Origin of the sequence: Spongiivirga sp. MCCC 1A20706, from assembly GCF_046524175.1 — a bacterium.
Classification (GTDB): Bacteria; Bacteroidota; Bacteroidia; order Flavobacteriales; family Flavobacteriaceae; genus Spongiivirga.
In genome coordinates, this window is the sequence record NZ_JBEFZF010000006.1 from 127,855 (window position 1) to 147,330 (window position 19,476).

The 19,476-nt window shown below is 36.4% G+C and carries 22 protein-coding genes; 12 read left to right on the plus strand and 10 right to left on the minus strand.

The features are described from left to right. The first annotated feature begins 8 nt into the window (after positions 1-8). Positions 9-671 (plus strand): DUF6090 family protein, encoded by a 663-nt coding sequence (locus tag ABN763_RS14795; protein ID WP_410486267.1) that lies wholly within the window; start codon positions 9-11, stop codon positions 669-671. Positions 672-683: 12 nt separating this feature from the next. Here ABN763_RS14795 and ABN763_RS14800 read toward each other — a convergent pair whose 3' ends face one another. From ABN763_RS14800 to gldA, 5 genes are all read right to left on the minus strand, one after another. Further along, positions 684-1,043 (minus strand): hypothetical protein, encoded by a 360-nt coding sequence (locus ABN763_RS14800; protein ID WP_410486268.1) that lies wholly within the window; start codon positions 1,041-1,043, stop codon positions 684-686. A gap of 61 nt (positions 1,044-1,104) precedes the next feature. Continuing rightward, positions 1,105-2,226, minus strand: coding sequence for a coiled-coil domain-containing protein (locus tag ABN763_RS14805; RefSeq protein ID WP_410486269.1), 1,122 nt, complete (start codon positions 2,224-2,226; stop codon positions 1,105-1,107). Between the two features lie 103 nt (positions 2,227-2,329). After that, positions 2,330-3,040, minus strand: coding sequence for a hypothetical protein (locus tag ABN763_RS14810; RefSeq protein ID WP_410486270.1), 711 nt, complete (start codon positions 3,038-3,040; stop codon positions 2,330-2,332). Next, on the minus strand, positions 3,027-3,599 hold the full coding sequence (locus ABN763_RS14815) for an RNA polymerase sigma factor (RefSeq protein WP_410486271.1): 573 nt from the start codon (positions 3,597-3,599) through the stop codon (positions 3,027-3,029). Before ABN763_RS14815 ends, ABN763_RS14810 begins: the two co-directional genes overlap by 14 nt. A gap of 134 nt (positions 3,600-3,733) precedes the next feature. Further along, positions 3,734-4,627 (minus strand): gliding motility-associated ABC transporter ATP-binding subunit GldA, encoded by an 894-nt coding sequence (gldA, locus tag ABN763_RS14820; RefSeq protein ID WP_410486272.1) that lies wholly within the window; start codon positions 4,625-4,627, stop codon positions 3,734-3,736. A 320-nt stretch (positions 4,628-4,947) separates the two neighbouring features. Here gldA and ABN763_RS14825 point away from each other — a divergent pair, with 320 nt between their 5' ends. The 4 genes from ABN763_RS14825 to ABN763_RS14840 are packed head-to-tail and all read left to right on the plus strand — an operon-like array spanning position 4,948 to position 8,922. Continuing rightward, the gene (locus ABN763_RS14825; RefSeq protein WP_410486273.1) at positions 4,948-5,775 is read left to right on the plus strand and encodes a prephenate dehydratase; all 828 of its coding nucleotides are present in this window, start codon (positions 4,948-4,950) and stop codon (positions 5,773-5,775) included. Further along, positions 5,772-6,917, plus strand: a complete 1,146-nt coding sequence (locus ABN763_RS14830; RefSeq protein ID WP_410486274.1) for a pyridoxal phosphate-dependent aminotransferase — start codon at positions 5,772-5,774, stop codon at positions 6,915-6,917. Before ABN763_RS14825 ends, ABN763_RS14830 begins: the two co-directional genes overlap by 4 nt. A gap of 51 nt (positions 6,918-6,968) precedes the next feature. Next, entirely contained in the window at positions 6,969-7,826 is an 858-nt protein-coding gene (locus ABN763_RS14835) for a prephenate dehydrogenase (protein ID WP_410486275.1), read from the plus strand. Positions 7,827-7,839: 13 nt separating this feature from the next. Continuing rightward, positions 7,840-8,922: a chorismate mutase gene (locus tag ABN763_RS14840; RefSeq protein ID WP_410486276.1), complete on the plus strand. Its 1,083-nt coding sequence runs from the start codon at positions 7,840-7,842 to the stop codon at positions 8,920-8,922. A gap of 80 nt (positions 8,923-9,002) precedes the next feature. Here ABN763_RS14840 and ABN763_RS14845 read toward each other — a convergent pair whose 3' ends face one another. Both ABN763_RS14845 and ABN763_RS14850 read right to left on the minus strand, forming a co-directional pair. Further along, on the minus strand, positions 9,003-9,458 hold the full coding sequence (locus tag ABN763_RS14845) for a hypothetical protein (RefSeq protein ID WP_410486277.1): 456 nt from the start codon (positions 9,456-9,458) through the stop codon (positions 9,003-9,005). Positions 9,459-9,614: 156 nt separating this feature from the next. Continuing rightward, complete coding sequence (locus tag ABN763_RS14850) at positions 9,615-10,070, minus strand: hypothetical protein (RefSeq protein ID WP_410486278.1); 456 nt, start codon at positions 10,068-10,070, stop codon at positions 9,615-9,617. A 103-nt stretch (positions 10,071-10,173) separates the two neighbouring features. On the opposite strand from ABN763_RS14850, the gene rsgA reads away from it, so the two are divergent. The 7 genes from rsgA to ABN763_RS14885 all read left to right on the plus strand — a co-directional run bounded on the left by rsgA (position 10,174) and on the right by ABN763_RS14885 (position 16,550). Beyond that, positions 10,174-11,124 (plus strand): ribosome small subunit-dependent GTPase A, encoded by a 951-nt coding sequence (gene rsgA, locus ABN763_RS14855; protein WP_410486279.1) that lies wholly within the window; start codon positions 10,174-10,176, stop codon positions 11,122-11,124. After that, positions 11,124-11,576: a D-aminoacyl-tRNA deacylase gene (dtd, locus tag ABN763_RS14860; RefSeq protein ID WP_410486280.1), complete on the plus strand. Its 453-nt coding sequence runs from the start codon at positions 11,124-11,126 to the stop codon at positions 11,574-11,576. The genes rsgA and dtd overlap by 1 nt, the downstream gene beginning before the upstream one ends. A gap of 2 nt (positions 11,577-11,578) precedes the next feature. Next, on the plus strand, positions 11,579-11,905 hold the full coding sequence (locus tag ABN763_RS14865) for a nucleotide pyrophosphohydrolase (RefSeq protein ID WP_410486281.1): 327 nt from the start codon (positions 11,579-11,581) through the stop codon (positions 11,903-11,905). Positions 11,906-11,977: 72 nt separating this feature from the next. After that, positions 11,978-13,222, plus strand: a complete 1,245-nt coding sequence (aroA, locus tag ABN763_RS14870) for a 3-phosphoshikimate 1-carboxyvinyltransferase (protein ID WP_410486282.1) — start codon at positions 11,978-11,980, stop codon at positions 13,220-13,222. Between the two features lie 108 nt (positions 13,223-13,330). Continuing rightward, positions 13,331-14,380: a tRNA preQ1(34) S-adenosylmethionine ribosyltransferase-isomerase QueA gene (gene queA, locus ABN763_RS14875; RefSeq protein ID WP_410486283.1), complete on the plus strand. Its 1,050-nt coding sequence runs from the start codon at positions 13,331-13,333 to the stop codon at positions 14,378-14,380. A gap of 84 nt (positions 14,381-14,464) precedes the next feature. Then, positions 14,465-15,517, plus strand: coding sequence for a 23S rRNA (adenine(2503)-C(2))-methyltransferase RlmN (rlmN, locus tag ABN763_RS14880; protein WP_410486284.1), 1,053 nt, complete (start codon positions 14,465-14,467; stop codon positions 15,515-15,517). 55 nt (positions 15,518-15,572) lie between these two features. Continuing rightward, entirely contained in the window at positions 15,573-16,550 is a 978-nt protein-coding gene (locus tag ABN763_RS14885; RefSeq protein ID WP_410486285.1) for a polyprenyl synthetase family protein, read from the plus strand. A 1-nt stretch (position 16,551) separates the two neighbouring features. Here the strand turns inward: ABN763_RS14885 and ABN763_RS14890 are convergent, their stop codons facing one another. From ABN763_RS14890 to metF, 3 genes are all read right to left on the minus strand, one after another. Beyond that, a complete protein-coding gene (locus ABN763_RS14890; RefSeq protein ID WP_410486286.1) occupies positions 16,552-17,307 on the minus strand; it encodes a head GIN domain-containing protein in 756 nt (251 codons plus the stop codon). Positions 17,308-17,313: 6 nt separating this feature from the next. Continuing rightward, on the minus strand, positions 17,314-18,405 hold the full coding sequence (locus ABN763_RS14895; RefSeq protein WP_410486287.1) for an acyloxyacyl hydrolase: 1,092 nt from the start codon (positions 18,403-18,405) through the stop codon (positions 17,314-17,316). Positions 18,406-18,474: 69 nt separating this feature from the next. Next, positions 18,475-19,428 carry a methylenetetrahydrofolate reductase [NAD(P)H] gene (metF, locus tag ABN763_RS14900; RefSeq protein WP_410486288.1) on the minus strand — a complete coding sequence of 318 codons (954 nt, stop codon included), beginning with the start codon at positions 19,426-19,428 and terminating at the stop codon, positions 18,475-18,477. Between the last annotated feature and the right edge of the window lie 48 nt (positions 19,429-19,476).

The following is a 19,476-nucleotide window of genomic DNA, read 5'->3' on the forward strand; positions in this document are numbered from 1 at the left end:
ACTACTCAATGAAAAAAATAAAATGGCGTTATGCTCTTGGTGAAATCTTGATTGTAATACTTGGTATATCGATTGCATTTAGTATGAATAAATATGCAGAGGAAAAACGCGATAAAAAACTAAAAAATCAATATGTAGAAAGTTTAATAAGCGATCTGGAAGCCGATAAGACGATTTTAGAAGACAACATTACCCGTATGAATCAAAAGATTGATACGATAGCTCCCCTGTTGAAACAACTAACGAAAGATACTCCTAATAAAATAAGATTAACCAAAAACATCATAGCAGGTTCTATTATTACAGAATTCAGACCTCAGGATGTTACTTATAAAACCCTAATAAACGCTGGAGATTTAAAACTATTTGATGACCTTGAACTCAAAAAGAGTATTCAAAGGCATTATTCCCAGACATATGGAGAATTAAGATCTGCATACGAAAGAGTAGAAAATATTAATGCAAAGTACTTAGCTGATTATTACATTTATAACAATTTCATGGATTTCACCTTAAGAGCAGGAGTGAATTTTAAGTTTAAAGACGAAAAACTATTGAAAGGGATATTCTTCTCAATATCTAATTCTATTCGATTAAAACTATACCGAGCTGAGCAAGGTATTAAAAGTTGCGAAGCCCTAATTCAAAAGTTAAAGGAAGAATCAGAATAGGGTTAACAAACTCTAAATCCTTAACCCCGAATACAAAAAACAACTAGCAGCCAACGACAATAATAACCCAGGTATTATTCCGCCTATAAAAAACCCTATTAAAGCATCCACAAAGACTAGTAATGCAACCAGCATTAAAATCCTTTTCCCACCTTGATCTAAAAAGGAAGCCAAAAACCCAAAAGCTGCCAGACTAAGCAGATGTATTGATGGATGCACGAACAACGTGGGTACAATATCTTTCAAAAAATCTTCGGCATTTGAGGCATATATCCTTTCTGAAACATAGGAGTACCCACTTCCGTGGAACAGTGCCATCATAATTAAAAGAACACTCCCAGAGATGCTTGAAATTTTGGCTTGCCGATTCATTGGTCTTTGTATTATGAATTTAAAAACTGAGGTATAAGTTAATATACCTCAGCCCATTTTCTTAATCCATGTCAAATCGTACACCAACGGACAGGTTGCGTTGCTCAACTGCTTGATCTTTGAAAATTGGATTTAGATCGTACTTGGCATACACTCCAACAGTACCAATTGCGGCATAAGCGCTTAGACCATACACCAATTTATTGGTTTGATAACTGCGTTTTATTTTATCTTTTACACGATCTCCATCTCTGCGATATTTAAGTTTCTGACGGGTCCCAATATTGAATCCTGCATAACCCCCTATTCCGATTTTGAAGTGTCTACGTGTATAATAACGGACGTAATCATCACGTTCTCTTTTTGATGAACTTCCAAATTCAAAATGGACCGGCACTACTAAATTGTCCATTCTAAACTTTGATTTATTTAGCTCTTCAGGAAACTCCTCCAACGAAATCACACCGTTATTATCTACAAAATATTGGTTGTTATCCGGTTTTAAGCCATTCCATTGGAAGGACACTCCGTACTTAAATCGAAGCCAGTTAGAGTTGTCAAAAACACGCGTTCGCCACGCCCAACCCAATTCTAAAAATCGTGATCCCACAAATTTGTAAGGAGAATCGCCCAGCTCCTCACCATCAATAATTGCATTGTTCAGCCCGATAGCAAAAACAAACTGCGAATAGGTACGGCGGTCATATCTATAGTTATTTCCGTTAATACTCCAGAATCGATCGTCATGAGAAACATATACTCGACTTTTACGTTCGGTTTTCTCGTTTCCATAATTATTATCTCGGCGATATGTACGTTCGTCATTCAAATACACCCATTCACCTGATGACTCCTTCTCCGTAGAAACTGTTTTAGGCAACTGTCGTTCTAACAAGGCAATTCTGTTATCTAAAATTGCGATTCTATTTTCAATGTTCAGTGCGCGAACTCTTGCTGCTTCCTTTTTAAGTGCTTGCGCTTCTTCAACAGTGATTTCTTTTTTATCTAAACGCTCATTAATTGCTTCCACTTCTTTTTTTAAGGCTTCTCGCTCTTCAAAAGCAACTTGATCGCGTTCTTTTTTAAGTTGTTCTATCTTCTGTTTTTGCTGTACAGGATTCGTTTGGGCATTGAGGTTGCTTAGAATAAGACAACTACATACAATAAGTAAAAAATGTTTCATGTTGATTGTTGATTGTATCTGAGTGGTCCCCCTTCCTCTTACCGAAAGGGGAAGCTAACTCAAATTGATTGATGAAAGAATAAAAAATAATTAAAACAATAAATTAATTGTTACGGTTAGCGACAGCTGTTTTTGTTTTCTGAAATCCGTTTTTGATTGCTTCAAAGACACGGTCTCTAAAGGTGCGATCTAACTCAGTTTCCACATCGAGCAACAAAGCATCAGCATCGACTGTTTTTGTATTTTGATTAATAATTGATTTTAGTTTTAAGTCTCGTTCAGCAGATGCTAATAAGGCTTCCACCTCTGCATTGGTAATAGAATCTTTTTCTTCTTTAAGCTTTTGCACTTGGGCAACTACCTCGGCAACTTTGGTATCAAAGTAACTCATCGCCTCTTCATCCTGGGCGGCAATTACCACGTCATTTTTGATCTCTTCTTTTGCCAACTTCACAATATCTTGTTCGCGTTCATCTTCCACCACTACTACTACTTTTTCTTCTATTTTACTTTCAGTTAAAATAGCTGGGGTACTTATAGTTGCATCGTCAACTTTTTCTTCTTTTATCTCCGTTTCTTTATTTACAATCTGCTCTTGATTTTGACCATCCCTCACTGTGCTAAATTGATACCACAGAAAGGTACCGATAAGACCAATTAAGCAAGCTGCAATTGCATATTTCCAATAGGCTATTCCAGGCTTGTCTTCGCCATCTAACTGCTCACTAAGTCGTTGCCAAGCATCAGCAGAGGGAGTGATTTCCCGTTCGCTTAATTGCTTTTTAACCTGATCTTCAAATTTATGCTGTGCCATGCTGGGTTGCATTTAGTTTTATTAATTGTTGTTGAAGCATTTTCCGTGCTTTAAATAGTTGCGACTTGGATGTGCTTTCACTTATTCCTAACACATCTGCAATTTCATGATGCTTGTAGCCCTCCACTACATACATTACAAAAACTACTTTGTACCCTTCTGGTAGATTGTCTATCAACTGTTGAATGTAAGCTACATCATACTCTTCGCTTGTTGGATATTCTACTGCAGCCATTTCTATTTCATCTGCTACAACCTCTAGTTGTTTTCGTTGTCTAAAAAAAGAAATACATTCTCTTACCATAATCCTACGTATCCAACCTTCGAAACTACCTTCATGTTTAAAATCAACTACGTACTTGTAAACCTTCATGAAAGCAGTCAACATGACCTCTTCTGCTTTGTGTATATCCTTTATATATTGTCGGCAAACACTTAGCATTTTAGGCGCATATTTCTCGTACAAGTATTGCTGGGCTTTACGATTGCCCTGCGACACATGCTTAATAAGCTTTGCTTCGTTTTTATAGAGTTGAATGACTTTCAACGATAGTTTCATTAGGTTCTCTATTTACATAGACGAAACTAAAATAAAAATGGTTGCCCAGGATTGAAAAAAAAGTTTTCAGTTTGCTATTGCTTGAATCGAATTTCAAACTAAAAAGCTAAAAATGAATACTGTAGTCCTATGGTTTATGAGGTTAATTCTCGGAATAGGCTTTCAAGGTTTTGGTTTTGTTGATCGAGTTTCAAAATTTTAAGTTGGTTATCATGAGCAAAGTCGAATACTGCCGCCCTCATATCGGTATCGGTATCAAAAGTTAGTTCGTATAAAAACCCGCCAACATTTCGTACACTTTTGACATGATCGATTCTTTTGAGTAATACTTCCTCTACTCGATAATCAAACTCGACTTCAACTACCTGTTGCTGCCCTTTTCTCAGGTCTTCTAGTTTTTTGTCAGCAACAATTTTTCCCTTGTTTATAATAATCACCCGATCACAAATAGCTTCTACTTCTTGCATAATATGTGTAGATAATAGCACGGTGCGATTGTTGCCAAAGCTTTTAATTAATGATCGAATATCAACCAATTGATTAGGGTCCAACCCAGTAGTAGGCTCATCTAAAATGAGTACCTCAGGTTCGTGTAATAATGCCGCTGCTAAACCCACACGTTGTCTATATCCTTTTGATAATTGGCTTATTTTTTTATGGGCTTCTGGAGCCAACCCAGTTTGCTCAATAACATCCTCTATTTTTTCTTTGGAAATATTGAAAACCCCTGCATTAAACCACAAATACTCTCGCACATACATTTCTAAATACAATGGATTATGCTCGGGCAAATAGCCGACACTATTTCTCACCTCATTCCTATTTTTCTGAACATCATACTCGTTTACCGCAACCTCTCCGTTGGTAGCATCTATTGTGGTAGTCAAAATTTTCATCATCGTCGATTTTCCAGCACCATTAGGCCCCAAAAAACCAACAACTTCTCCTTTTTCAATGGCAAAAGAAACATCATCTAATGCCAATTGCTGTTTGTAATATTTACTTACCCCTGCTACCTTAATAGACATAAACCAAAATTATTAGACAAATATAAATGCTGTTTTTGTCAATAAATGAAGCTCACATTGATAATTTTTAAATGATATCAACATAAAAAATACTAATTCGTAAAAATAAACCCACAGTGTTTGATTTTTAACAAACTAACACTACATTAGCCCTATTGAAATAAAACAAATGATTAACAACACTTATTTCTGGAACCGTTTTTACTTTTTCTTCTTTTATTTTAAAGAAAGAACGGGACACTCATGTAAATAAGTATTGTTACTTAAATATAAATGAAAAGTCCTGATAAAATCAGGACTTTTTTTTATGCAATAAGCAAATGACTAACACAGTTGCAATACAGGGTATAAAGGGTTCGTTTCATTATGAAGTAGCCCAGGATTATTATCATAATGATATTGTCGTTGACGAATGCCTCTCGTTTGATAAATTAGTCGATAGCTTGCTTGATGGTCGATCGCACCAAGCTGTTATGGCAATCGAGAATTCAATTGCAGGATCGATCATTCCTAATTATGCATTAATTGACAAATACCAGCTTCATATTATTGGCGAGTATTACTTGAATATTAATCACAACTTACTGGCATTAAAAGGACAACAAATTGCTGATATTAAAGAGGTGTGTTCGCATCCCATGGCTTTGCTTCAATGCAAGGAGTTTTTCAAGATACACCCGCATATTAAACTTGTTGAAGATGCTGATACTGCTGAAGTAGCACTGCGCATAAAAACATACAACCTAAAAGGCATTGCAGCGATTGCCGGTAAAGGTGCTGCTAATCTTTATGATCTAGATATTTTAGCTCCTAGTATTCAAACGATTCAAGATAACTCAACACGCTTTGTTATTGTACAAACCAGTAACTCCGTTATATCGAAAAATCAGATTAATAAGGCTTCTTTAAAATTCATGACAGATCACAAACGTGGTAGTCTAGCAACCGTTTTAAATGTGATGAGCGATTGTAGGCTAAACTTGACCAAAATTCAATCGCTTCCTGTAATTGAAACTCCTTGGAAATATGCATTTTTCGTTGATATTACATTTGATGATTATGAAGACTATGATAAGGCAAAAAACATTTTAAAGCTCATGACCTATGATTTTAAGGTATTGGGAGAATATAAAAATGCAAGATCATGATAAGCACTGCTAACCGACTTTTAACTGTTGAAGAATATTACTTCTCGCAAAAATTACGTGAAGTAAATGGGATGATTGCCGATGGCAAACCCATTATCAACATGGGTATTGGTAGCCCAGATCTTGATCCACCTGCTAGCGTTTTAAAAGAAATAGCAGAATCATTATTAGATGCCGGTGCACATAAATATCAGAGCTATCAAGGACTACCAGCACTTAGAAAAGCATTTACCAATTTTTATCAAAATAAATATGCGGTAAGTATTAATCCTGACAAAGAAGTATTACCCTTAATGGGTAGTAAAGAAGGAATCATGCATATAAGCATGGCCTATTTAAATGAAGGTGATCAGGTACTAATACCCAATCCGGGCTACCCTACATATTCATCGGTTAGTAAGCTTGTAGGCGCCGAACCTGTTTATTATGATTTAAATGACAATACGAATTGGCTTCCTGATCTTGATGCGCTATCTAAAAAAGAACTTAATAAGGTAAAACTGATGTGGGTAAACTATCCGCATATGCCAACAGGAACAAAAGCACCTCAATCATTGTTTCAAGATCTAATTGCTTTTGCAAAACAGCATAGAATTTTAATTGTGAATGATAATCCCTACAGTTTTGTGCTTAATGACAACCCCTCTAGTATCCTTGGAGTCAATGGCGCCAAAGATGTTGTTTTAGAGTTGAATTCGCTTAGCAAAACATTCAATATGGCCGGTTGGCGGGTAGGTATGGTATTAGGAAATGAAACTCATATTAGAAATATTTTGAAAGTAAAGAGCAACATGGATTCTGGTATGTTCTATGGTATTCAAAAAGGAGCTATTGCAGCATTGAATATAGATGAAACATGGTACGAAAAAATGAATACCACTTATAGTAAACGTAGGATATTGATCTATAAGATAGCTGATAAGTTGAAGTGTGAATACAAAAAAAATACCGCTGGAATGTTTGTTTGGTGTAAGCTTCCCGACGGTTTTAACAACTCAAAAGCATTTATAGACAAATTACTGGAAACCAAAAATATTTTTATTGCCCCCGGGAGCATTTTCGGAAGCAATGGCGAAGGTTATATCAGGTTTTCATTGTGTGTAAGTGAAGAAAAAATTGAAGAGGCATTAAATAGATTTTAGAATTAGGATTTATCAATTATCGTAAATCCAAACTCGCAATTCATAAATGTAATGGACATATTTGTAATAGGAGTAGGTTTAATAGGAGGATCGCTCGCCCTTGATTTCAAGGCTACTAATTCCAACATTAAGGTGTTTGGTATTGACAAAAATCGGGATAATGCCATTGAGGCCAAACGCTTAGGTGTTATTGATGAAATTGCTTCACCCGACGATCTGCACAAGGCTGATATGGTTATTGTATCAATACCTGTTGATGCATCGTTAAAAGTGTTAATGGATACACTTGATAAAATTAATGACAATGCAGTAGTCGTTGAAGTCGGCTCGACCAAAGTGAGTATTGTAAACGCTGTTGCCAATCACCCAAAGCGAAGAAATTTGCTACTCACTCACCCCATCGCCGGCACAGAGTTTTCAGGTCCTGCTGCTGCAATCAGAAACTTATTTAAAGGAAAAACTAATATCATTTGTGAAGTTGAAAAAACGGCATTTAAGCTACAAGAAAAAGCTTTAGGAATGTTCTCACAAATAGGTATGCGCATTCGCTATATGGACCCTGTTGCGCACGATAAGCATATTGCTTATGTATCGCATTTATCACATATCAGTTCGTTCATGCTTGGTAAAACCGTGATTGAAAAAGAAAAAAACGAACGTGACATTTTCGATATGGCAGGTAGTGGCTTTGAAAGTACCGTCAGGTTAGCCAAGAGCTCACCCGCAATGTGGACACCCATTTTTGAACAAAACAAAGACAACGTCGTTGAGACGCTGGAAGAGTACATATCCAATTTGGAACAATTTAAGCAGCACCTAATCAACAACGATTTTAAGGCTATTTATAACGAAATGCAAAACACAAACCACATTAAAGAAATATTAAAAGGAATTATCGTAAACGCATAGAATACAACTAAAAATGGAAAATAAAAAAGAACTAAGAACCTGGTTAGACGAGCATAAATTACCACACCCATTGGTAATCGCCGGACCTTGTAGTGCAGAAACTGAGGATCAAGTTTTAAAGGTAGCACATGGCTTAAAAGACAGTGATGTAACGTATTTTAGAGCTGGTATCTGGAAACCAAGAACTCGACCAGGGAACTTTGAAGGTGTAGGAGCAATCGGATTGAAATGGTTACAACGCGCCAAAGAGGAAACAGGCTTATTAACAGCGACTGAAGTAGCCAATAAAGCTCATGTTGACTTGGCTTTAGAACACGACATCGATTTACTTTGGATTGGTGCCCGCAGTACTGTAAGTCCATTCATCGTTCAAGAAATTGCCGATGCTTTAAAAGGAACTGATAAAGTAGTACTAGTAAAAAATCCAGTAAACCCTGATCTAGCATTATGGTTAGGGGCTATTGAACGCCTGCATAGTGCTGATATCGATAAATTAGGGGTGATTCACCGTGGTTTTTCAACATATGAAAAAACAAAATATCGCAACATCCCCGAATGGCAATTAGCAGTCGAGCTACAAGATAAATTTCCTGATTTACCCCTTATTTGTGATCCTTCGCACATTACTGGAAAACGCGATATGATATTCGATGTATCACAAACTGCTCTTGATCTAAATTTTGATGGATTAATGATTGAGACGCATATTGATCCGGATAATGCATGGAGTGATGCAGCTCAGCAGGTAACACCACAAAGTTTGATTCAAATTATGCAAGACCTTCGTATTCGTAAAGAAACTAGTCAAGAAGAAGAGTATAATACCAACTTAAGTAATCTTCGTGCGCAAATTGATGTCGTTGATAATCAACTTTTAGATTTAATGGGGAAACGTATGAAGGTAGCTGATGCTATTGGTGAACTCAAAAAAGAACGTAATGTCGCTGTATTACAGTCAAAACGTTGGAATGAAATACTGGGAAAAATGATTTTAGAGGGTCAAGATCGCGGATTGAGTGAAGAATTCATTCTTCGCATGTTCAAGGCTATTCACCAAGAATCAATTAATCATCAAGAGAAGATTATTAAGGCTTAAAATAATCTCCTTACGTCAAAGTTGAGCGCAGTCGAAACTTGCTTATTTCAACTGCGCTTACATTGACTTTTTTGAACCTTTTACTTTGCTCTTTTAAAGATAAAACGGGTAATAAAAATACCTTGGTTATCTCCTTTACCAGCACTTTCTACACCACTGGCAACATGCATTAATTCCCATCCATTTGCGGCCATTGTATTAATTTTTGAAGAAATTAGCGCATCATTTGCCGCTATATTCTGAAAGCGAATTCCACCTAAATTAAAAAAGTTAAGCAATTTTGTTTCTTCGAAGTTTTTAACACGAATCTCGCTTCGTTTGGATTTGTTTCTTTTATCCTCCCCTTTTTCACCAGATCGCATCGAGCTAAACTCTTGATAATCCCTTTGTTCATCGGTTGAAATCATACGTGAGCGACCCAATCCGTTGGGCACAATAGACTCGATAGTAGTCACAACGGTGTACTCATACGACTGTGCTTGAATAGCTGGAATTGAAATTAATGTTAGCAAGGCAACGAATAGTACTTTTCTCATAATTGAAGTGTTAAATTGTTTATTTATCCAAAATTCTGAAAAGCTTTCAAAATTTCCTTTTCGTTGACCAAGTACTATGCCAAAAGTTGAATCACTCAATTTTATTCATAAAAAAACCCGAAGCTAATACTTCGGGTTGCACTATCTATTGCGTTGCTATTTTGCTCTTCTAAAAATAAATCGAGTAATAAAAATACCCTGATTATCCCCTTTACCAGCACTTTCTACACCACTGGCAACATGTTGTAACTCCCAACCGTTCGCAGCCATGGTATTAATCTTAGAAGATATCAGCGCGTCGTTTGCCGCGATGTTCTGAAAACGAATTCCGCCTAAATTAAAAAAGTTAAGCAGTTTTGTTTCCTCAAAATTCTTAACACGAATCTCACTTCTTTTTGATTTGTTTCTTTTATCCTCACCTTTTTCACCAGAGCGCATCGAGCTAAACTCTTGATAATCTCTTTGTTCATCAGTGGAGATCATACGAGAACGTCCTAGTCCATTCGGAACTATTGACTCAATTGTTGTAACAACATTGTACTCATAAGACTGTCCGTTGGCAACAGGAACTGAAATTAATGCTAGTAGTGCAATGAAAAATAGTTTTCTCATAACGTAAGTATTTATGGTTTTTAGTTAATAGCAGGAAAGATAAGAGTTATTTTGAAAGTAAAAGTTGTTAATTTGTAAAGCGTTAAAAAACTTGATAAACTACATGACCGGAACGGTTTATAAATCTACAGGAAGCTGGTATAATGTCCACAATGAACACGGTCAGTCTTTTGATTGTAGGATTAAAGGTAAGTTTCGCATTGAAGGGATAAAAAGCACCAATCCGGTGGCAGTTGGTGACGTAGTCGATTTTGATTTGGAGACCGAAAGTGATCAAGTAACTGGAATCATTAAACGTATTCATGATAGACAGAATTATATCATTCGAAAATCAGTCAATCTATCGAAACAAACTCATATTATAGCCGCAAATATTGATCAGGTTTTTTTACTGATAACTTTAAACAACCCACCTACATTCACTTCATTTATCGATCGCTTTTTGGTGACAGCCGAAGCATATGACATCCCCCCTATTCTACTCTTTAATAAGATAGACACCTATAATCAAGAAGAACTTCTTGAAATCAAATATTTAGCTGCAATCTATAGAGAAATTGGCTATACCTGTATTGGTATTTCTGCAAAAACAGGAAAAAACGTGGAAAAGGTAAAAGAGCTAATGAAAGGAAAAACGAGTATGTTCGCTGGTCATAGCGGTGTTGGCAAATCAACTTTAATCAACTTGATTGCACCAGATTTCAATCTAAAAACATCTGAAATTTCAGAGCAACATCAGCAAGGTCAGCATACGACTACTTTTGCTGAAATGTTCGATCTGGATTTTGATGCCCGTATTATTGACACACCGGGCATCAAAGGTTTTGGAGTTGTAGATATGGATAAGGACGAAGTGGGTGATTACTTCCCTGAGTTCTTCGCTCTAAAATCGTCATGTAAATTTAATAACTGCCTACATTTAGAAGAACCAAAATGTGCGGTAAAGGATGCACTGGATGAAGGTTTGCTTGCTTGGTCGAGATATAAGAGCTACGTGCAAATTTTAGAAGGTGATGAAGAGCATTACCGTAAAGATAATTACGACAACGAATAATGAAAGTAGTTATTCAAAGGGTATCTCAGGCTTCCGTAACTATCGATAATAAGAAAGTTGCTGAAATTAAAACAGGGCTTCTAGTTCTGCTGGGCATTATTGATGATGATGCAAAAGAGGATATTGCATGGCTTAGTAATAAGGTTGTTAACCTTCGCATTTTTGATGATGAAAATGACGTGATGAACAAGTCCTTGTTAGACGTTGATGGTGAGGTTATTGTGGTTAGCCAGTTTACGTTGCACGCACTTACTAAAAAAGGAAATAGACCATCATACATAAAAGCAGCCAAGCCTGACATTGCGATACCACTATATCAAAACTTTGTAAATGAACTCGAAACACTCCTTGGCAAAAAGGTACAAACGGGAGAATTTGGTGCCGATATGAAAGTGCAACTGCTCAATGATGGGCCAGTTACGATAATAATTGATTCAAAAAACAAAATTTAAAAATGAATATTCAAGACGCCCAATTAGCAGTAGACAATTGGATAAAAGAACACGGAGTTCGCTATTTTAACGAGCTTACTAATATGGCACAGCTAACAGAGGAAGTTGGCGAAGTCGCAAGAATTATTGCAAGGCGTTATGGCGAACAAAGTGAAAAAGAGAGTGATAAAAACAAAGATCTCGGTGAAGAGCTGGCTGATGTACTATTTGTAGTACTTTGCCTTGCCAATCAAACCGGAGTTAATCTACAAGAGTCTTTTGATAAAAAACTCGATCTTAAAACTAAACGTGATCACGATAGGCATCATAATAACAAGAAGTTGAAATAGCGTTTTAGTTTTAAAACTCATTATATTTGAATCCCGATAACAGCTATAGTTATCGGGATTATTTTTTTATCGATGAACATACTGCTTGCCAGCCAGAACACCAATATCAAAGCCGAAATATCGATCACAGGATCTAAAAGCGAATCGAATCGACTATTGCTTTTACAAGCGCTTTACCCAGAAATAAGTATCGAAAATATTTCAAACTCAGACGATTCTGAATACATGCAGCGTGCACTGAATCTTGTAAAAAACAACGATGATTCGATGACTGCAGATATTCATCATGCGGGTACGGCTATGCGGTTTTTAACTGCCTTTTTTTCCATTCAAAATGGGAAAGAAGTTGTACTTACCGGTTCTAGCCGAATGCAAGAAAGACCCATAAAAATTTTGGTGGACGCCTTAAAACAGCTGGATGCTGACATTGAATATCAAAATGAAATTGGTTATCCTCCAATTAAAATAAAAGGCAAAGCGCTAACAGGTGGCAAAGTTCATCTTACCGCCAATGTAAGTAGTCAATACATATCGGCTTTGTTATTAATAGCACCAAAGCTAGAGAAAGGGATCCAACTTGAATTAGAAGGAACAATAACTTCTGTGCCTTATATCAAAATGACCCTGTCGTTATTAAAGGAAATCGGTGTGAAGACTCAATTTGAAAGAAATGTAATAAGAGTTTTTTCGAATCAACAGGTCAATAAAAAAACCTTGGTGGTAGAATCTGATTGGAGCTCTGCTTCTTACTTTTATAGTATCATGGCTTTGTCTGAAGTTGGTTCTGAAATCACACTTTCCAGTTATAAAAAAAATAGCCTTCAAGGTGACTCCGTTTTAGCCGAAATATATCAACAATTTGGGGTAATCACGTCTTTTAATGCTAATTCAATAACACTCAGGAAAACTGAAGACTGTCATCTACAGTCCATTAACTGTCAACTGGCAGACGCACCTGATATCGCTCAAACCATCGCTATTACCTGCTTAGGCCTAGGTATTGGTTGTGACTTATTTGGATTACATACCTTGCCGATTAAAGAAACAGATCGGCTTACCGCCCTTAAAACAGAACTTGAAAAATTAGGAGGCAGTGTTACCATTACAGCTGAAAGTTTACATTTAAAGCCGACTTCAGTCGTTAATAAAAATGTTGCGATCGATACGTATCAAGATCATCGCATGGCAATGGCCTTTGCTCCTATTGCCTTAAAGGTCCCGGTAGTCATAAATGAATCGGAAGTGGTATCAAAATCATATCCCGACTTTTGGAAGGATATGGAAAGCGTTGGTATAGTAATTAAAAACCAACAATAATACTTGTATAAGAGTAAAATTCTTCCCTCACAAAAACTTTCAAGGCCAATTACTTGACAACCCCTATTGTCAGATTGTATATTTGCGCCTTGTTAAAAAAACGACTAAATGAAGCTATCCCATTTTAATTTTGAATTACCCAATGACCTTCTAGCCGAATATCCTTCTGAAAATCGTGATGAAGCGCGATTAATGGTTCTAAACAGAGCGAATCAAACAATCGAACACAAGCAATTTAAGGATATCATCGATTATTTTGATGAGGATGATGTAATGGTATTAAATAATACTAAAGTTTTTCCAGCTAGACTTTTTGGAAACAAAGAGAAAACTGGTGCACGTATTGAGGTGTTTTTATTACGTGAACTAAACAGAGAAAGTCGCCTTTGGGACGTACTGGTTGATCCTGCCAGAAAAATTAGAATTGGTAATAAACTTTATTTTGGTGATGATGAAAGTCTAGTAGCCGAGGTTATTGACAATACTACTTCGCGAGGTCGTACACTGCGTTTTTTGTATGATGGTTCGTACGAAGAGTTTCGTCTTAAACTTCGTGAATTAGGAGAAACACCACTACCAAAATATATTAAGCGTGACGTTGAACCAGAAGATGAAAGTAGATACCAAACCATCTACGCTAAAAACGAAGGAGCTGTTGCAGCACCTACTGCAGGACTTCATTTCTCTAAACATCTTTTAAAGCGTTTAGAAATTAAAGGTGTAAACTTCGCAGAAGTTACCTTACATGTTGGTTTAGGCACCTTTAACCCTGTTGAAGTTGAAGATCTTTCGAAACACAAAATGGATTCTGAGGAGTTGCTTATTGAAGAACCCGCAGCCAATACAGTAAATACTGCTAAGAAAAACAAGAAACGTGTTTGTGCAGTGGGCACTACCGTTATGAGAGCATTAGAAACTTCAGTTTCTTCTGAGCTTACTTTGAATCCTTATGAAGGTTGGACCAATAAATTTATTTTTCCTCCTTACGATTTTGCCATTGCAGATAGTATGATTACGAATTTCCACACACCAAAGTCGACTTTGTTAATGATGGTTTCTGCATTTGCTGGACATGATTTCGTAAAGGAAGCATATGCCGAAGCAATTAAAGAGAAGTATAACTTTTACTCATATGGCGATGCAATGCTAATCATCTAATAAATTAAAATAAATCAGCTAAAAAACCTGGGCACTTGTGTCTGGGTTTTTTATTACCACAAATTGTACTTTTGCATTCAATATATGGTTGATAAAAAGAAAGATATACGAGCATTTACTAAAGAGCAACTTCGAGATTTCTTCATGAACAATGGTGACAAAGCATTTCGTGGTAATCAGGTATATGAATGGCTCTGGGTCAAAGGGGCCCATAATTTTGATGATATGACCAATATCTCAAAAGATACCAGGGCAATGCTTGAAGCTAATTTCGTAATCAACCACATTAGGGTCGACCATATGCAGCGTAGCAATGATGGCACAATCAAGAATGCAGTGACATTACATGATGGCCTAGTGGTAGAGTCTGTTTTAATTCCCACTGATACGAGAACAACTGCTTGCGTTTCATCACAAGTAGGCTGTAGTTTAGATTGTAAATTTTGTGCCACCGCCCGATTAAAACGAATGCGAAATCTAAATCCCGATGAGATTTACGATCAGGTAGTTGCAATAAATAATCAAAGTAAACACTATCACAATCGTAAGTTAACCAATATCGTATTTATGGGTATGGGTGAACCACTTATGAATTACCCCAATGTCCTAAAAGCAATAGACAAGATAACATCCGACGAAGGTTTAGGCATGTCTCCAAAACGAATAACAGTATCGACTTCTGGCGTCCCTAAGATGATTAAAAAAATGGCAGATGATGAAGTAAAATTCAATTTAGCCGTATCACTACACTCAGCAATTGATGATGTTCGAACATCGATTATGCCTTTTAATTCAAAATTCCCACTAGCTGATCTTAGAGAGGCCTTGCAGCACTGGTATTCAAAAACAAAAAAAATAATCACATATGAATATGTTGTCTGGGCGGGAATAAACGACCAGCAAAAAGATGTTGATGCCTTAGTCAATTTCTGCAAGTTTGCACCAAGTAAAGTCAACCTAATTGAATACAATCCTATTGATGATGGCATTTTTCAACAAGCTACCGAAAAAGCAATTAACATGTATGTCAACACCCTAGAAAAAAACAACATTACGGTTACCATAAGACGCTCTAGAGGTAAAGATATTGATGCAGCTTGTGGGCAGCTCGCCAATAAAAATGATGCGGTTGTCTAAAAAACACCTGCTAGAATAACGCTTTCATGGTCTAAGTCTTATCTTTGAATATTGCATGAAAATAGCCGAACAAATAAAAGAGCCTATTCGGGAAGAAATGGAATTGTTTGAGAAGAAGTTCTCTGAATCCATGACCTCAAAGGTGGCACTTTTAAACAGGATCACTCATTACATTGTAAACCGCAAAGGCAAACAAATGAGGCCTATGTTCGTTTTTTTAGTTGCCAAAATGGTTTCTGAAGGAAAAGTAAACGAACGTACCTATCGTGGAGCTTCCATCATAGAGCTTATTCATACTGCCAGTTTAGTACATGACGATATTGTTGACGATAGCAATATGCGACGTGGTTTTTTCTCAATCAATGCCCTTTGGAAAAATAAGATTGCTGTGCTCGTCGGTGATTATTTATTTTCTAAAGGCCTATTGGTTTCTGTTGAGTACGGAGATTATGACTTATTACAGATCATCTCAGTTGCAGTTAAAGAAATTAGTGAGGGTGAATTACTACAGATAGAAAAAGCGCGAAAACTTGATATTACTGAAGAGGTGTATTACGACATTATTCGGCAAAAGACAGCTACCCTAATTGCCGCTTGTTGCAGCATGGGCGCATGCTCAGTGAAACCGGACTCTGAAGATGTTGAAATGATGCGTAAGTTTGGCGAACTTATTGGTATTGCCTTTCAAATAAAAGATGACCTTTTTGACTATGGCGAAGAAAAAATAGGAAAACCGACAGGTATTGATATCAAAGAGCAAAAAATGACTTTGCCATTGATTTATGCGCTCAATAATTCATCTTCTAAAGAACAACGTTGGCTAATTAACTCGGTCAAAAACCATAATAAAAACAAAAAACGAGTTAAAGAAGTGATCACATTTGTAAAAGATAAAGGTGGATTAGAATATGCCATAGAGAAGATGGTAATGTTTCAAAAAAAGGCATTAGATCTATTAGCAAAGTATCCCGACTCCGTGTATAAGGAGGCACTGGTTTTAATGGTTAACTACGTAATTGAAAGGAAGAAATAAGCTAATCTTCTCTAAAAATCAATCTCCCGTTAAATATTTCTTCTACCTCAACAGTTTCTGGTCTATTATAACTAATCACATTCCCAACACTTCTTATAGTACCTCTAAGTACAACTTGAGGATTAACGATAATGTCGTTGCTCCCTCGATGATTAATTGTTACGGAATTCGCTAAAAGATCTCTACCCTCAAACCGACCATTTCCCGCTACGTATTGAACATTTAAACTTTCAGTATTTCCGGAGATGTAACAATTTGATAAATTATTGAATACCAAACTAACGGATTGGCAATTTACCTCTAGTCTAAAATCACCAATTGTTACGCTATCAGGAAAGTTAAAATCTTCAGATACCAAACGAATACTTGAATAGCCCAACACACCATCTGATCTTATTTCGTGTTGTGAGGCCGTTCTAAGCTCAGTAATGTTTGGAGAGGAAACATAAGCTACAGTTGTCCCGAAGCTTCTAAAATTATTACATCCGTTATTGTCTGATAAAATAAGCTGCCCATCAACCACTTCCACCTCAATATCGCTTAACAAGTTTTTGCCTGTTTCAATAACTACTTTAGTTGTAGGCTCATCTTTTAAAACTAACGTCACATTTTCGTTTACCAGGATCCTGGAAAAATTAGTTACACTAAACTCCTTTTGTATGATAGCTCCCGTTGTTTGAAAACAATCATTTGTATTCTCCTTGTTGCAACCTAAGAAGGCTACTAAAATGACCAATATGAAAATGCACTTTTTCAAAATAAATTATAATCGTATTCCTACCCCAAATTCTACTGCCTCTGCCTTTGCGGCATGGGATTTTAAGGTCATTGCGGCAAAAATTTTGTCATTAAAGTAATGTTTAAGACCTACTCTAATATACGTTCTTCCCTCAAAATCGAAAGGATAATATACGTAATACCCGAATTGCGTAACAACTGAAAACTTACTGATAAATAATTCGTGCCCTGCAAATAGCCCGACACGCTTAAAATCTTCATTCCCTTCTAGACCATCCTCCGGGAATGCTATGAATCGATAGCGTATATACTCCTTTAAAAAATTGGAATAAAACACTTCGCTACCTAACTGAAACGCACTTTTATGACTAATTCTTTTATCCGCATAAAATGAAAAAATATAAAACGGAAATTGACCACTTCCAATTACATCACTCTCATTAATACCGCTTCTAAAAACGACATTATACTTTATTGGCTGGGTAAATTTCTTCTCTTCATCGTTTCTAATAAAATCAGGATCAGTAGCATCCATGTTGTAATTTAAACCCACATTAAAAGCAATAGAGTTAATACTGGTGTTTGGTGCCCGTACATTCGCATTCGAATTGTGAATTAGTGACAATCCTGCTTGCAAGCCAATCCGATCAAAAAGGCGTTCTTTTTTATAATTAAGCATTAGATAAGTACTACTTAATATGCGGCTACCATATGCGATATTTCGAAAATTGGTTTCAGGATCATATGGATTATTACTGTAACTTAAACCTTGGCCGATTCTAAGGATTATCTTCCTATTCAAAAAGTAAAAATTGGCATGGCCATACAGGGAAAAGGTTTCACCCAAAAACTCATTTTTCAGATCTTGATAGGCTATTGAAATTCCATAATCCGGATATCCATATCGTTCTTGCCATGCTTTTTCGCCAAATGTTTTTTTATTCCAACTAGCTATAAATCCCGAAGGATGTCCTGTTATTAAGTGAAGAATATCATCATTGTGACGCGCAATATTCCCATGAAAATAGTTCACATCAAAATAAGAATTTGTTCCACTCTCTTGAGCAAAACAAATAATAGTGAACACCAAAAAAAGGTAAGACAGGTATTGCTTCATAGCGAAGCGCTAAAAATAAACAAAATGCGAATGATAATTCAAGTTATCGTAAGACACTTGCTGATAGTACTAAAAGACTTCTTTCGCAATAGCCTGAATATTGCTCGATTTACCCATACTATAATAATGTAAAACCGGCACCCCGGCAGCCATTAATTCTTTTGATTGTTGTATGGCAAATTCCACCCCTACTTGTCTGGCATCAGCATTTGTTTTACATTTCTCTACTTCCTTTACCAACACATCTGGTATATCAAGTTTAAAAACCTGAGGTAATAATTGCAAGTGTCTTTTTACCGCAAGTGGTTTTATTCCCGGAATAATGGGTACTGTAATACCAGCATTCCTAGCATTTTCTACAAAATCGAAATACCGTTTATTATCAAAAAACATTTGTGTAACAACATAGTCCGCGCCCGCATCTACTTTTTGTTTTAAACGTCTTATGTCAGCATCCATCGACGGGGCTTCCATATGTTTTTCGGGATAGCCGGCGACACCAATACAGAAATTAGACTTGTTATCAGTTTCTACAACTTCATGCAAAAACTGGCCATTATTCATATTTACAATCTGCTCAACCAAATCGCTTGCATAGCAATGACCGCCATTAGTAGGTTTAAAATACTTTTCCTCTTTCATCGCATCACCACGAAGTGCCATTACATTATCAATACCTAAATAGTGGCAGTCGACCAATAAATACTCTGTTTCTTCTTTGGTAAAGCCTCCACACAATACATGAGGAATTGTATCAACTTCATACTTATGAGTAATAGAAGCGCATATACCCACAGAACCCGGACGCATTCTAGTAAGCTTTTTGTCTAATAGCCCATCTCTGTCAATGTAAATGTATTCTTCTCGTGAAGTAGTAACATCAATAAATGGTGGTTTAAACTCCATTAATGGGTCGATGTTGTCATATAGCTCCTGAATGCTTCTTCCCTTTTGGGGTGGGATTAATTCAAATGAGAATAAAGTTTTTCCTTTTGCTTTTATTATATGCTCTGTTACTTTCATTTTAAGTTGGCGGTTGCCAGTTTTAATTAGATCTACAAGGGTATCTTC

Coding starts and splice junctions, on each gene's coding strand:
- ABN763_RS14795 (WP_410486267.1), top strand. CDS start 9: ATGAAAAAAATAAAATGGCGTTATGCTCTTGGTGAAATCTTGATTGTA.
- ABN763_RS14800 (WP_410486268.1), bottom strand. CDS start 1,043: ATGAATCGGCAAGCCAAAATTTCAAGCATCTCTGGGAGTGTTCTTTTA.
- ABN763_RS14805 (WP_410486269.1), bottom strand. CDS start 2,226: ATGAAACATTTTTTACTTATTGTATGTAGTTGTCTTATTCTAAGCAAC.
- ABN763_RS14810 (WP_410486270.1), bottom strand. CDS start 3,040: ATGGCACAGCATAAATTTGAAGATCAGGTTAAAAAGCAATTAAGCGAA.
- ABN763_RS14815 (WP_410486271.1), bottom strand. CDS start 3,599: ATGAAACTATCGTTGAAAGTCATTCAACTCTATAAAAACGAAGCAAAG.
- gldA (WP_410486272.1), bottom strand. CDS start 4,627: ATGTCTATTAAGGTAGCAGGGGTAAGTAAATATTACAAACAGCAATTG.
- ABN763_RS14825 (WP_410486273.1), top strand. CDS start 4,948: ATGACTAACACAGTTGCAATACAGGGTATAAAGGGTTCGTTTCATTAT.
- ABN763_RS14830 (WP_410486274.1), top strand. CDS start 5,772: ATGATAAGCACTGCTAACCGACTTTTAACTGTTGAAGAATATTACTTC.
- ABN763_RS14835 (WP_410486275.1), top strand. CDS start 6,969: ATGGACATATTTGTAATAGGAGTAGGTTTAATAGGAGGATCGCTCGCC.
- ABN763_RS14840 (WP_410486276.1), top strand. CDS start 7,840: ATGGAAAATAAAAAAGAACTAAGAACCTGGTTAGACGAGCATAAATTA.
- ABN763_RS14845 (WP_410486277.1), bottom strand. CDS start 9,458: ATGAGAAAAGTACTATTCGTTGCCTTGCTAACATTAATTTCAATTCCA.
- ABN763_RS14850 (WP_410486278.1), bottom strand. CDS start 10,070: ATGAGAAAACTATTTTTCATTGCACTACTAGCATTAATTTCAGTTCCT.
- rsgA (WP_410486279.1), top strand. CDS start 10,174: ATGACCGGAACGGTTTATAAATCTACAGGAAGCTGGTATAATGTCCAC.
- dtd (WP_410486280.1), top strand. CDS start 11,124: ATGAAAGTAGTTATTCAAAGGGTATCTCAGGCTTCCGTAACTATCGAT.
- ABN763_RS14865 (WP_410486281.1), top strand. CDS start 11,579: ATGAATATTCAAGACGCCCAATTAGCAGTAGACAATTGGATAAAAGAA.
- aroA (WP_410486282.1), top strand. CDS start 11,978: ATGAACATACTGCTTGCCAGCCAGAACACCAATATCAAAGCCGAAATA.
- queA (WP_410486283.1), top strand. CDS start 13,331: ATGAAGCTATCCCATTTTAATTTTGAATTACCCAATGACCTTCTAGCC.
- rlmN (WP_410486284.1), top strand. CDS start 14,465: ATGGTTGATAAAAAGAAAGATATACGAGCATTTACTAAAGAGCAACTT.
- ABN763_RS14885 (WP_410486285.1), top strand. CDS start 15,573: ATGAAAATAGCCGAACAAATAAAAGAGCCTATTCGGGAAGAAATGGAA.
- ABN763_RS14895 (WP_410486287.1), bottom strand. CDS start 18,405: ATGAAGCAATACCTGTCTTACCTTTTTTTGGTGTTCACTATTATTTGT.
- metF (WP_410486288.1), bottom strand. CDS start 19,428: ATGAAAGTAACAGAGCATATAATAAAAGCAAAAGGAAAAACTTTATTC.